This window comes from Burkholderia sp. YIM B11467 (assembly GCF_052952715.1).
In genome coordinates this window covers 43,789-55,649 of the sequence record NZ_JBQVSQ010000004.1, presented here as the reverse complement: position 1 = coordinate 55,649, position 11,861 = coordinate 43,789, and the positions used below count along the sequence as shown (strand labels likewise).

The window sequence follows — 11,861 nt, the reverse complement described above, 5'->3', positions numbered from 1 at the left end:
CGCGTCTGATACCACGGCGTGACGTCATCGTAGTAGCCGCTGGCTTGGAACACCTTCAGATCCGGGTTGATGCTCATGATCGCAGCAAGATCGGTCACGGTATTCAGATTGCCGCGGCCGACCGAGGTCTTGCCGGTCGGATCCTTATGCGTCCAGTCCCACGTCACTGCCGTAATGCCCGTGAACGTCGAATTCGACGTGTACTTCAGTTCCTCATTCAGATACACGTTCCACGCGGCGATATAAACGCCGTTGGTCGCACGGTCGAACGCATCGTTGTTGATGAGGGTGATGTCTGCTGCCACGCCGAGATTCGTCGCTGTTACGCGACCGTCGTACGCGCCGACGCTGCGGTTCGGAACCAGGTTGCGTTGGAACACGTCCGAATCAACCATCAGCTTCGCATGTGTGACAAGCGTCTTGTCGATGCCGATGTATTGCGCGACGCGTTGCGCGGCGGCGTCGCTCGGTGCCGGCAACTGGTCGACCTTGTCGTAGGCATCAAAGTAGGCCTGCGTCTTCTGCGACAGCACGTCCGCGTTCGGCTGCTTCTGGAAGAAGCCGATAATGTCAGACCACTTCATGCTCGACGGGCTGCCCGCCGCCGCGAACGCCTGATCGATCGCGGCCGAGAAGACCGGGTCGTTGCGTGCGGCTGTTTTCGCAGCCTGCGCGGACATTGCGTCCTTTGCGAGCGCCGCATAGTCTCCGGATGCGAACTTGGTCACGTCGTCCATCACGCCCGCGAGCGTGGTGGCGCTCGTCGGTGCGCTGAATTTTTTGTGATACCACGCGTCGGCGGCGTAAGTCGGCAGGAGGCCGATTGGGTTGTCGCTCTGACGGAAATCAAGAATCGACGACTGCAGCACGACACCGTTCAGATCTACCCCGTCGCCATGCAGCGCATTAGCGAGCACAGCCGTGCGCGGAGTGCCGTACGATTCGCCATACAGGAATTTCGGTGAATTCCAGCGTTGGTTCGCGGTGAGGTAGCGCTTGATGAACTGCGTGAGCGATGTCGCATCCTTATCGACGCCCCAAAAGTCTTTGTTCTTCGCCGGGGCAATCGCGGTCGAATAGCCAGTTCCGACCGGATTGATGAAGACGAGATCGGTCTTGTCAAGCAGGCTATCGGGATTCGTCTCAATCGAATACGGCGCCGGGGGCGTGTAGTCCGGCATCGACGTCTTGATCCGTTTCGGTGCGTACGAGCCGAGCAGTAGCCACACGGAGGCGGAACCCGGGCCGCCGTTGTAGAAGAACGTGACGGGCCGCGAACTGGCCTTCTTGCCGTCCGCGGTATAGGCGACGTAAAACACTTTCGCGTTCGGCTGCGAGCTACCAGGGTCGGTGGTCACCAGATGGCCTGCCGTCGCCGTATACTGAATCGATTGGCCGTTGACCGTGACGACGTGGTGCGTGACCGCTCCGTCTTCGTTCGCGTCAGTGATCGAATCGTCGGCGCGATTGCCATACGCAACCGGATCGTTGTATGGCTTGTCGGCCACCAGCGCGGTCGTAGCGGGCGGCGTTTGCGTCGTCGCAGCCGCGACCGCGGGCGATCCGTCGTCTCCGCCACAACCCGTCATCAACATAGCGCTAAGCGAAATCGCCAGCGGTAGCACGAAGCAGCGCCGATAGTGGATCGGCATACCCCCGCCTTTCTTCGTCATTCCGTTGCTTTTCATAATTATCCTTAATTTTTAGTTTAGTAATTCTAAATAAACAATATAAAGGATTACGCTGCCGACACAGTAATGATTGGTAATTTCGGCAGTGAATGAAATGGCATCAAAAATGACCAGTCAAATCAAATGACAAATATACACAGGCGACGCAATTCAGAATATGACTAGTCAGAAAAAACGACAAATCTATACAGTTAGCGCTGTCCAGTGGCGGATGAGCATGGACGAGCCGTCCGAAATCGATCCTGGTCGCGTCTTGCGCTCTGTAAAATTTTCGTGGAGTTGGCTCAAGATGACGACGTGAAGAAGACAAAATCTCTTTATTTGGCTCTCCGTAATACGTCATCGAATATCCGCCGTCGGAAAGTTCTTCGCGCTGGTACGAAGCGAGCCGCCGCTGCACTATGTTGACGTGCCGCTATTTGACAGGAGCTGAATCCGTGGCCCGTACCTCCACCAAGAAACCGCCAGCCCGGTCGCCCTCCCTCGCGCCGTCGACGCCGTGGTGTTTTCGGTCGCTATGCACTTGGGTGATGTCGAGGTGATCGGCATATCGGTCGAACATCGCGACCGCAGGTGGGCCGTGCACGTCATTGTCGGCTTGTCCGCCAACGACGCGCCGTACTACGCCGTCTCGGACGCATTGCTCGGGCGCCAAGTGCCCGGCTACGAGGCGCGGACAATCGACGCGTCGCGCGCGGCCGTGATCGCGATGCTCGACGCCATCTCCGACAAGAAATGGGCGGAAACTTTCGGCGCCGGCCTGGCGGCGCAAGCCGGGCCGCACCGGGCACCTCGACGAGATGGTCGTGATGCTGCGCGGCAAACCCCATCTGCTGCACGCCTCGCTTTATCGAAAACAACTCGCGGCACGGTTCGAGGCCCCGCGCCTGTTCACCGGTTTGGCCCAAAATCCGTCCACTGCCGTCTGTGACCCGAGGCGGAAGAATGACGCGGCACGCGGCTCAGAAAGGCGCGTCGCCTTCGATCGTCGTGCGGTACAGCTTGCGGCGCAGGTGGTCGGGCGTGCCGGCGGCGAGATGCATCAGCGAACGGTTGTCCCAGAACACGAGATCGTGCGCGCGCCACTGGTGCCGGTACAGATGCTCGGCACGCACGCTGTGCGCGAACAATGCGTCGAGCAGCGCGCGGCTTTCGTCTTCGGGCAGCCCGACGATGCGCGTCGTGAAATGTTCGCTGACGAACAGTGCGTGGCGGCCCGTTTCTGGGTGCGTGCGCACGATCGGATGAACGACCGCGTCGACCTGCGCGATCTGCTCGGGCGACAGATTCGGCCGCCACGGGCTGCGTGCCTGCAGTTCCGCATAACGCGCGAGGTACGTGTGCTCGGCGCGCCGCCCTTCGATCGCGCGGCTCAGATGGACCGGCAGCGTGTCCCATGCAAGATGCATGTTCGCGAACAGCGTATCGCCGCCTTCCGCCGGCAACTCCTGCGCGTGCAACAGCGAACCGAGGCTCGGTTTCTCCTTGTACGACAGGTCGGAGTGCCAGAAATGACCCGCGTCACCGAGCCCGATCGGCTTGCCGTTCTCGACGATGTTCGACACGATCAGCACCTCCGGATGCCCGGCGAGCGCGAACTGGTGCAGCACGTGGATCTGCAGCGGGCCGAAGCGGCGGCTGAACGCGATGTGTTCGTCCGGCGTGATGCGCTGGTCGCGAAACACCAGCACGTGATGGTCGAGATGCGCGCGATGGATGCGCGCGAAACCATCGGCGTCGAGTGGCCGCGACAGGTCGAGGCCGATCACTTCCGCGCCGAGCGGCGCGTCGAACGGAACGATGTCGAAGCGCTGCGCCGCACTGCCCGGCCGCGCGGCGGGCTGATGCCCGGCGGCAAGCGTTGCAGCGTCGCGGATGGCGGTAGTCGTCACGGCACAGCCCCTGATTCGGTCAAAACGCGAATCTACGAGTGCGTGCCGGACTGCGTCAACGAAGCGATTCGGATACGTTTATCTGCTGCGCTCATAAAGATCGCTGCTCGGGCATACGCGTGGCAACGGCGGTTGCGCTGGGCACGGAACCGCGCCGGGCGAGGCCATCACGATTCCGTCGACGGATCGGGTACGCGCACGATGCCTTCCGGATACCGGATATCGATCAGGCCGTCCCGATCGCGGATACCCATCGACGATACGACCTCCACGCTCGCGCGGTCGACGCCTTCGCACACGGCCAGATTCGTGTTGGTCCGGTAGTAGACGCGATGGTCGTCGACCGCAAAGAACCGCGTCAGGAACCGCAGGCTTTTGGCATCGATCCCGGGCAGCGGCTTGCGGTAGTTCTGCCCCCACAGCACGTGGCCGTCATCGTCGATCAGCACGTCGTGGAAAACGCCGCGCGCGGTCTCGACGTCGATGTGCCCCGGCTTGGTCACGATCTTGCCGTCGTAAAGAATCTGCGCGCCGAGCCGCGCATACCGGTAGCCGAGGCCGACCACGCCGGCCGGATCGTCGATGCCGCGCTTGCGCACGCCGGCGCAGAACAGGTGCTTCGCATCCCGCGCATACGCGCCGCCGATAGTCGTCAGACTGGCGACATCGGCCTTGACCACGGTCAGGTAGCGTTCGCCGAGACCGTAGATATCGGTGCCGAAATAGTAGGCCTGCCGCGAATCGCGATACCAGTCGCCGCCCAGCGATTCCAGCGTCGCGGCATCGCCATCGGCGACGAGCCCGTCGCCTTCGTCGTCGTAGCTGAACGCGGCGCCGCTCGCGTAGTAGCGCAGCCCCGACGCATCGACGGCAAAGTTGTCGACCAGATGCCGAAAGCTGCCGAGATCGAAATTGTTCAGCGCACGATACCGATGCCCGCTGCCGACGCGGGCCCATACGCGTTCGCCATCGCTGTGGAACGGTCCGCCGAGCGGCGCCAGCGGCTCGGTCCGCGTGTCGCGCCGTTGCCGCGCGTCGGCCTCCTGCTGGCGTTGCGCCTCCTCGGCATCGTAGATCGCCTGCTGCTCCGGCGTAACCGCCGATGCATCCAGATGCTGCTGCAGGTGGAGCGCATGCAACGATTGCACGGTCGCGATACAGAACACCGCATGCGGGATCGAGCGCAGATACAGCGCCCAGTCCTCGTCGTCGCACCGGTAGAACCAGTGCACCGCCTCGCCGTCCCATCCGGCCGGATCCGTGCGGGCCAGCAGCGCGGCCTTGACGTCGCCGACCTTGCCGGGCACGACGAAGGAAATGCTGTAGCCGGTGTCGCCGAAGACTTCGAGGCTGTCGTCCTCGAACAGGCTTCGCATCCGTTTTTCCAGTTCTTGTACGGTCATGGGTTCCAGTCAGGCAAGGGTCGCGCCACGGCATGGCGCATGCGCCGCGGTCATTCTAACCATGTCGACGCGCGCCGCCCCCGTCCCTTTCGGGACGCTCAAAGCGCGTATCCGCCCGGATACGAAAACGCCGTCGACCCCGATTCCATCACATCCGGTTCCCGATCGGGTACGAAACAGCCGATCCATAGCCCAATCTCCATTTTCGTTTCCGTTCGGATACGAATCGATGCCTGCACCCGCGAGTTGTGCAATACTGTTCCCGATCAGATACGAAGCACGGAGAACGTCATGCCGGAGACCCTGTCCGTCAACACGATCGGCGCGCTCGCCAACCTCATCCGCGCGGCGCGGCTCCAGCAGGGGTTCACGCGGGACGAACTCGCGAACGCAACGGGGCTCTCGCCGAAGTTCATCAGCCAGGTGGAAGCCGGGAAGCCGACCGCGCAGATCGGCAAGGTGCTGCAGTTGCTCGGCGAACTGGGCGTGCACCTGCTCGCGCAGTCGTCCATCGAGATTTCAGCGGAAAACGCGCTCAAGGCCGCTCAACGCCGCAGGAGCCGCCATGGCGACTAGAACGCTGATTGCGTCCGCGAACGGGCTGCGCATGGGCACGCTGACCGACGACAAAGGCGTCTGGTCGTTCACGTACGACGCGCAGTGGCTGGCCTCGCCGCGCGCGTATCCGCTGTCGCCGGCTTTCGCGCTGCGCGCCGGCGCCTTCACCGACAGCTCAACCGATCGCCCGGTCCAGTGGTTCTTCGACAACCTGCTGCCCGAGGAAGGCATGCGGACGTCGCTCGCGCGCGAGGCGAAGGTCGATGCCGCCGACGCGTGGGGCCTGCTCGCATACTTCGGGCGCGAATCGGCCGGCGCGCTCACCTTGCTGGCCGAAGGCGAGCAGGAAGCGCTCGGCAGCATGCAGCCGCTTGCGCTCGACGAGCTCGAACGCCGCATCCAGGCGATGCCCGAGCGCGCGCTGACGGCCACCGCGCCCAAGCGCATGTCGGCGGCCGGCGCGCAGCAGAAACTGCTGCTGATCCTGCGCGGCGACGCGCCGGACTACGCGCTGTTCGAACCGGTCGGCAGCGAACCGTCGATGCATCTGCTGAAGCCGGACATGCGCGCCGCCGGCTACCCGCATTCGGCGATCAACGAGTTCTTCTGCATGAAGCTCGCGAAGCGGATGGGCCTCGACGTTCCGGACGTGCATTTTCTGCGCGCGCCGTCCGCGTGCTACGTGATCGACCGTTTCGACCGCGATACCGCGGCGGAGCCGGCCGGACGCCTGCACACGATCGATGCGATGCAGTTGCTCAACTACGATCGCGGCTTCAAGTACCAGCGCGCGAACGCGGCGGAACTCGGCCGCGCGATCGCGCAGACCAGCACGCGTGCGCTGGCGCGCCTGTCGGTGTTCCGCTGGTCGATTTTCAACGTGGTGGTGGGCAATGCCGACGCGCACCTGAAAAACCTGTCGTTCTTCGTCGACGCGCGCGGTTACCGCCTTGCGCCGTTCTACGACATCGTCAGCACGGTCGTCTATCACACGCCCACGCACCGCCCCGACCATCGCGGCGATCATTGGCCGCACTGTGAACTGACGATGCCGCTCGGCGCGGCGACGCGCTTCTCCGACATCGACACGGGCGCGCTGATCGCATTCGGCAACGCGCTCGGGCTCAAGGAGAAGGCAGCCGAAAACGAGCTTCAGCGTTTTCTCGAACCGCTCGAGCGCAATGTCGCGCAGACGCTCGATGAAGTCAGGGAAATCGCGCGCCCCGATGCCGGGGAAATCCGCCTGCTGAACTCGATTGCCGCGATGCCGATCGCGGAAATGAGCCGCGCGCTTCGCCGGACGCAGGGATAGGCGGCTACGATTGCTTGCTGACTCGTGTCGGCAAGCCTCAGCTCGGTAATGCGTCAAGAGACCGTAATACCTGGCGGACGATTTTCTCGCGCTTTGGCAAGTCTTCCATCCGGTTCGGCGTATCGATGTTGAGCGCGAAGAATACCGGGCCGTCAGGCCATTCAACCCACCCCACCCACCAGCCGATCTTTCCGCTCCACCCGGATTTTGCGCGAAGAATCCAGTCTCGACCCGCCTCATTGATCAGGACATCCTTGACTATCAACTGGTGTTCGACGCGGAACGGCAAGGTGTTGTTGTAGAGACGGCGCAAGAAAGCGACCTGTTCCTGAGCCGATATTGCAAGATCCCCGTCGACCCAGAACGGTTCCGCGCCACTTGAAAGCGCATTCCCGTAGGGAATCTTCCGCATATATGCGGCTTCTTTTTCTCGACCGATTTCCTTTGCAAAGCGCTCGAAAACCCAGACAGCCGAGTTGCGTACGGCAGAACGCAAGTCCTGGTCGTGATTCCACGCGTCGATAGGACGCTTTACACCGTCCCAGGGAATGATCTGAAACTCGTCGCGCAACACACCGGCGTCGAGCGCAATCAGGCTGTGGGGAATCTTGAAGGTCGACGCGGGTGACAGGCGTTGCGCAGCGCGCTCCCTGTCGTGCACGAAGACCACTTCCTTTCCACCTCTCAGGTCGGCTACGACAAGCGTTCCTTGTGCGTTGGCTTCGGTAAAATATTTGCCCCAGGTTTCGCCGTCAGGCGCAGCAGCAAATGCGCCACTTGAAACCGCGGCCGTGGCGAAAGAGGCAAGTAAAAAGCGACGTCGATTCAATCTTGTGTAGTCCTCTTCAAAATTCCATCATGTCCAGACCGAGCTCGGTCAGGCAATCAGGGGGCTGGCAATGATAGCATTTCGCTCCGCGCCTATTTCGCTCGCCGCAATCACCAGTGCTCGGTTTGTCGACGATTTGTGTTCGCGGTTCTTGATTCCCACTGGGCCGCTTTCGACCTCCCGACGTGATTTTCGTGGGCTGCCGACATCCCGGGCTGCATCACCCTCTCCGAGCGGAAATGACGCTTGCCGCACACTGTTCATCGCGAATCCCCAAGGGTGACAATCGTTCAATTTTCGCTGCGCGGGGCCAAGTAGCATGGATTCCAAGTCGCGCGAGTCAGGCAGGAGCCAGACTTCAGCGTGATGTCTGCCGCGACGGAATCGTCACCACTAACAACTGCTACATCATTGGAGAAGCGCGATGAAAAGAGCGAAAGCACTGCTGCTCGTCGGTCTGGTTTCGGCTGCCGCCTTTGCGGCACTGGCACCCGAGGCGGCGCAGGCGAGCCCCCACAAGGTCTGCCACTTGCATCATCTGCATCGCACCTGCCACTGGGTCCGCTGATCCGCCCGACGCTCGGTAGCAACACGTACCAGCAGCCCGGGAAAACAGTCACCGCAAGCCGATCTCACGGGATCGGCTTTTTCATTTCAGGCGGGAGAGCGGCAGCTCAAACCGTTACGGGTTCCGCAATAGTCATTCACTGCTCAGGGCGCCTGCGGTCGCGCCGCGGTGCATGGATACGCTTGCCGGATGAACCGCGTGACAACAATATCCACTTATCGGGATAAGTATTCTTATCACAACATCACGATTACAGAATCAAACTTCCATTTTCCAGAACGCCCCGCACGCAACGGGGCGCACCCCGCTCAACGCCCGATCGGCAACCCGGTCGGTTCGATCCAGCCGAGCTTGTACGCGATCAGCAGCGACAGGAACAGCGTGACCGACAGCCCGACGCGTGCCGCGAGCGACCACGCCATCCGCTTGGATTTCCCGCGATCGTGATTCATGAAATACAGCGCGAAGATCAGGCTCGCGATGATCAGCGCGAATGCCACGGAAACCAGCAGAGTTTTCATTGGTGTTGCCCTTGAAGATCGGAATCGGCCTGAATCAGTTCGGCCAGTTTTTGCCGTTCGTCGGCGAGGTTGCCGACGCCCGACGCCGGCCAGTCCAGCGCGACGCCGTTGCCCAGCGAATCGCGCACGAGCGTCTGGTAGCGCCGGTCGTTGATCCGGCCATGGTCAATCGCTTCCGAGATCTCGCGCCGGAACGGCAGCGGGAAACTCGCGTACGCACGCGACAGCGCCGCATATTGTCTCGCATCGATCTCTTTCGACGATGGTATGACAGTCCAGATCACCACGGCCACGATGGCCGTGAACGGGATCGCCGTGTAGCGAAGAATGAACTTGGTCGGGGTCATGAAACGGTGGGTCGAAGTCATCGCGAAGGCGGGCCGTGCGGCAGCGAAGCCGCGGGCAGGCCGCGCCGCACACATTGTACTGAAAGCCCCATCGGGCCAACAGAGTATGATAATGACATTATCATGTTCGTCACATGATTCGAGAGACTTGGCGACGTGTGCGAGCGGCCTGCCCGCGCGGCCGTCCGGCGCCGGTCTTCCCGTCCGTGCCCGCAACCCGCGGCGATTGAGCGAAGCCCCTATGCCAGCGCAGTACTTTCGAAACCTGACGGGAAAACACCGCAGCGCGACCGCGAACCGCCAGCTCGGGTTTTCGCTCGCGTTCGTCGCCGGCGCGGCCAATGCCGGCGGTTTCCTCGCGGTCAGGCAATACACGTCGCATATGAGCGGCATCGTATCGGCGATCGCCGACCAGACGGCGCTCGGCGACGTGCGGCTCGCACTGGCCGGCGTCAGCTCGCTGGGGTCGTTCCTGATCGGTGCCAGCTGCTCGGCGATCCTCGTCAACTGGGGGCGCCGCCGCGGCCTGCAGAGCCAGTTCATGCTGCCGCTGCTCGTCGAAGCCGCGCTGCTGCTCCTGTTCGGGCTGCTCGGCAGCCACCTCGCGCTGTGGGAGACATTCTTCGTGCCGGTGACCGTGACGCTGCTGTGCTTCATCATGGGGCTGCAGAACGCGACGATCACCAAGCTGTCGGGCGCGGAGATCCGCACGACGCACATGACGGGCATCGTGACCGACCTCGGCATCGAGCTCGGGAAGCTGTTCTACTGGAACCGGTCGGCCGTCGACGTCGACGCGCACGCGGTCATCGCCAACCGCTCGAAACTGAGGATTCACGGCGCGATGCTCGCGTCGTTCTTCGTCGGCGGCCTGGCCGGCGCGATCGGCTTCAAGCATGTCGGCTACGTGTCGACCGTGCCGCTCGCCGCCCTGCTCGTCACGCTCGCGATCGTGCCGGTGATCGACGACCTGCTCGCGTTGCGCCGCGGCAGACGCTGAGCGCGCGCAGGGCGGCACTTTCGGCGGTAACCCGCCAGGCGGATCGATTATAATTTGATTAACATACCGACCACCCGCGCCCTGCAATGGAAACGAAAACCGCCCGCCTGACCGTCCTGATCGACCCCGCGAAGAAAGAAGCCTTCGAGATGCTCTGCGCGGAGCAGGATCTCACGCCGTCGCAAGTCGTACGGCAGTTGATCCGCGAGTATCTCGACCGGCACGGCGTGACGTACAAGACCAAAAGCGCGCTCGGCAAGCGCGTGAAGTAAGTGCGGCCGCACGGGCCGCACCACCGGCGCCGCTTATGCGCCGATTTCCCATCGCCCGTGCGACTGCGCACGCCACACCAGCCGCTGCGGATCGACACCTTCCCCGTCCTTCATGCGTCTCGCGGTGGCCGCCAGCTTGAGTTCGCCGGCCTGCACACACGCGAGCGCGCGTTCGAGCAGGATGCGCAGCGACGGCAGCCGTTGGTTGCCCTTCCACGCGAACGCGACGAAGTTGTTGTCGTCGCCGCACGGCACCAGCGCATACGACGAACCAAACACCGATCGCAGCTGCTCGAGATGCCGCGGCAGTGCCGGATCGTCGTCCATCAGGTTGATCGCCAGCACGCCGGCTTCGCTCAGGCGCTCGCGGCACGCGTCGAGAAATGCCGCGCCGGTACACCGGCCCGGCGTGCCGTCCGCGACAAATGCGTCGTGCAGGATCACGTCCGTCCTGATGTCCGAGCGTGTCACATGATCCGCGCCGTCGGCGCACACCACGGCGAATCGCGCATCATCGACAGGAATCCTGAACACGTCGCGCAGCGCGATCACGTCCGGGTTGATCTCGACCGCGTCGATCGCCGCGCCGGGCAGGTGCCGGTAGCAGTACTTCGCCAGCGAGCCACCGCCGAGCCCGAGCATGCAGATATGCGCGGGCGCCGGCTGCAGCAGCAGAAAGCCCATCATCACACGCGTGTAGCCGAGTTCGAGCCGGATCGGATCCCGGAGCGACATGAAGCTCTGCGTGCCGAAATGATCGAAGTGCAGCGACAGCGCGTGCCGCGTCTCCAGCACGAAAGGCCGCCCGTCGTTCAGTGGCGTCGACAGAAATTCGACAAACGCGTCGTAGGAAGTGCGATCCTCTGCCATGCCCGGGTAGCCAGATGCAAACGATTGAGCGAAGCGTGCGCGCTCAGACCTTCTTCAGATAGCAGGCCTTCAGCATGAAACCGCCCATGTCGGTCTTGCAGTCGACTTCGTGATCGCCGCCGACGAGCCGGATGCTCTTGACCTTGGTGCCCATCTTCAGCGTGATCGACGAACCCTTCACGCGCAAGTCCTTGATCAGCACGACCGAATCGCCGTCCGACAGCACGTTGCCGTTCGCGTCCTTGACGACGTCGCCCGCCGGTTCGTCGCCCGCTTCGGCACCGGCGCCGGCCGACCATTCATGGCCGCAGTCGGCGCACACGGTCAGCGTGCCGTCCGGGTAAGTGTTTTCCATCGCGCATTGCGGGCAGGCGGGGGCGTTCATTGCGGCTTCCATTCGGGGGAGTTGAGTCGATCGAAACAATGCCGGGCGAGCAGGCACGTCGCCCCGGCGGCATCGACGCGCGTGCCGACGGGTCGGCAGGCCGGCATCGGCGCACACGGCATTATAATGCAATACACATATATTGCCCGCTGTATTATAATCCCTCACTTCCTGCCGTTCATCGGACTTGCCAGCGATTTCACCGAGATTGCC

The 11,861-nt window shown here is 62.7% G+C and carries 12 protein-coding genes and 2 pseudogenes; 6 read left to right on the top strand and 8 right to left on the bottom strand.

What is annotated here, in order from left to right:
- Positions 1–772: 772 nt before the first annotated feature.
- Positions 773–1,595: pseudogene (locus ACTRWB_RS15750) on the bottom strand (S10 family serine carboxypeptidase-like protein); the annotation flags it as partial.
- Positions 1,596–2,512: 917 nt separating this feature from the next.
- Here ACTRWB_RS15750 and ACTRWB_RS15745 point away from each other — a divergent pair.
- A pseudogene (locus tag ACTRWB_RS15745) lies at positions 2,513–2,614 on the top strand (IS6 family transposase); the annotation flags it as partial.
- Between the two features lie 39 nt (positions 2,615–2,653).
- On the opposite strand, the gene ACTRWB_RS15740 reads toward ACTRWB_RS15745, so the two are convergent.
- Together ACTRWB_RS15740 and ACTRWB_RS15735 are read right to left on the bottom strand one after the other, a co-directional pair.
- Entirely contained in the window at positions 2,654–3,583 is a 930-nt protein-coding gene (locus ACTRWB_RS15740; RefSeq protein ID WP_446902410.1) for a TauD/TfdA dioxygenase family protein, read from the bottom strand.
- 167 nt (positions 3,584–3,750) lie between these two features.
- Positions 3,751–4,959 (bottom strand): hypothetical protein, encoded by a 1,209-nt coding sequence (locus ACTRWB_RS15735; RefSeq protein ID WP_446902409.1) that lies wholly within the window; start codon positions 4,957–4,959, stop codon positions 3,751–3,753.
- A 318-nt stretch (positions 4,960–5,277) separates the two neighbouring features.
- On the opposite strand from ACTRWB_RS15735, the gene ACTRWB_RS15730 reads away from it, so the two are divergent.
- A complete protein-coding gene (locus ACTRWB_RS15730) occupies positions 5,278–5,562 on the top strand; it encodes a helix-turn-helix domain-containing protein (protein WP_193102825.1) in 285 nt (94 codons plus the stop codon).
- Positions 5,552–6,856 carry a HipA domain-containing protein gene (locus ACTRWB_RS15725; protein ID WP_446902408.1) on the top strand — a complete coding sequence of 435 codons (1,305 nt, stop codon included), beginning with the start codon at positions 5,552–5,554 and terminating at the stop codon, positions 6,854–6,856. Before ACTRWB_RS15730 ends, ACTRWB_RS15725 begins: the two co-directional genes overlap by 11 nt.
- A gap of 37 nt (positions 6,857–6,893) precedes the next feature.
- Here ACTRWB_RS15725 and blaOXA read toward each other — a convergent pair whose 3' ends face one another.
- Positions 6,894–7,685, bottom strand: coding sequence for a class D beta-lactamase (gene blaOXA, locus ACTRWB_RS15720; RefSeq protein ID WP_343492048.1), 792 nt, complete (start codon positions 7,683–7,685; stop codon positions 6,894–6,896).
- A gap of 424 nt (positions 7,686–8,109) precedes the next feature.
- On the opposite strand from blaOXA, the gene ACTRWB_RS15715 reads away from it, so the two are divergent.
- On the top strand, positions 8,110–8,253 hold the full coding sequence (locus ACTRWB_RS15715) for an HHHH-motif protein (protein WP_446902407.1): 144 nt from the start codon (positions 8,110–8,112) through the stop codon (positions 8,251–8,253).
- 308 nt (positions 8,254–8,561) lie between these two features.
- Here the strand turns inward: ACTRWB_RS15715 and ACTRWB_RS15710 are convergent, their stop codons facing one another.
- Both ACTRWB_RS15710 and ACTRWB_RS15705 read right to left on the bottom strand, forming a co-directional pair.
- Positions 8,562–8,774 (bottom strand): twin transmembrane helix small protein, encoded by a 213-nt coding sequence (locus tag ACTRWB_RS15710; protein ID WP_048246513.1) that lies wholly within the window; start codon positions 8,772–8,774, stop codon positions 8,562–8,564.
- Entirely contained in the window at positions 8,771–9,121 is a 351-nt protein-coding gene (locus ACTRWB_RS15705; protein WP_129518418.1) for a hypothetical protein, read from the bottom strand. The genes ACTRWB_RS15710 and ACTRWB_RS15705 overlap by 4 nt, the downstream gene beginning before the upstream one ends.
- Positions 9,122–9,362: 241 nt before the next feature.
- Here ACTRWB_RS15705 and ACTRWB_RS15700 point away from each other — a divergent pair, with 241 nt between their 5' ends.
- On the top strand, positions 9,363–10,121 hold the full coding sequence (locus tag ACTRWB_RS15700) for a YoaK family protein (RefSeq protein ID WP_446902406.1): 759 nt from the start codon (positions 9,363–9,365) through the stop codon (positions 10,119–10,121).
- An 86-nt stretch (positions 10,122–10,207) separates the two neighbouring features.
- A complete protein-coding gene (locus tag ACTRWB_RS15695; protein WP_021158209.1) occupies positions 10,208–10,393 on the top strand; it encodes a ribbon-helix-helix protein, CopG family in 186 nt (61 codons plus the stop codon).
- Positions 10,394–10,426: 33 nt separating this feature from the next.
- Here the strand turns inward: ACTRWB_RS15695 and ACTRWB_RS15690 are convergent, their stop codons facing one another.
- The gene (locus ACTRWB_RS15690) at positions 10,427–11,263 is read right to left on the bottom strand and encodes a spermine/spermidine synthase domain-containing protein (protein WP_446902405.1); all 837 of its coding nucleotides are present in this window, start codon (positions 11,261–11,263) and stop codon (positions 10,427–10,429) included.
- A gap of 43 nt (positions 11,264–11,306) precedes the next feature.
- Positions 11,307–11,660: a zinc ribbon domain-containing protein YjdM gene (locus ACTRWB_RS15685; RefSeq protein ID WP_412025689.1), complete on the bottom strand. Its 354-nt coding sequence runs from the start codon at positions 11,658–11,660 to the stop codon at positions 11,307–11,309.
- Between the last annotated feature and the right edge of the window lie 201 nt (positions 11,661–11,861).

Excerpts from the sequence above, each read along its gene's own strand:
- ACTRWB_RS15685 (WP_412025689.1), bottom strand. The coding sequence starts at position 11,660 with ATGGAAGCCGCAATGAACGCCCCCGCCTGCCCGCAATGCGCGATGGAA.
- ACTRWB_RS15735 (WP_446902409.1), bottom strand. The coding sequence starts at position 4,959 with ATGCGAAGCCTGTTCGAGGACGACAGCCTCGAAGTCTTCGGCGACACC.
- ACTRWB_RS15730 (WP_193102825.1), top strand. The coding sequence starts at position 5,278 with ATGCCGGAGACCCTGTCCGTCAACACGATCGGCGCGCTCGCCAACCTC.
- ACTRWB_RS15710 (WP_048246513.1), bottom strand. The coding sequence starts at position 8,774 with ATGAAAACTCTGCTGGTTTCCGTGGCATTCGCGCTGATCATCGCGAGC.
- ACTRWB_RS15705 (WP_129518418.1), bottom strand. The coding sequence starts at position 9,121 with ATGACCCCGACCAAGTTCATTCTTCGCTACACGGCGATCCCGTTCACG.
- ACTRWB_RS15715 (WP_446902407.1), top strand. The coding sequence starts at position 8,110 with ATGAAAAGAGCGAAAGCACTGCTGCTCGTCGGTCTGGTTTCGGCTGCC.
- ACTRWB_RS15695 (WP_021158209.1), top strand. The coding sequence starts at position 10,208 with ATGGAAACGAAAACCGCCCGCCTGACCGTCCTGATCGACCCCGCGAAG.
- ACTRWB_RS15725 (WP_446902408.1), top strand. The coding sequence starts at position 5,552 with ATGGCGACTAGAACGCTGATTGCGTCCGCGAACGGGCTGCGCATGGGC.
- ACTRWB_RS15700 (WP_446902406.1), top strand. The coding sequence starts at position 9,363 with ATGCCAGCGCAGTACTTTCGAAACCTGACGGGAAAACACCGCAGCGCG.
- ACTRWB_RS15690 (WP_446902405.1), bottom strand. The coding sequence starts at position 11,263 with ATGGCAGAGGATCGCACTTCCTACGACGCGTTTGTCGAATTTCTGTCG.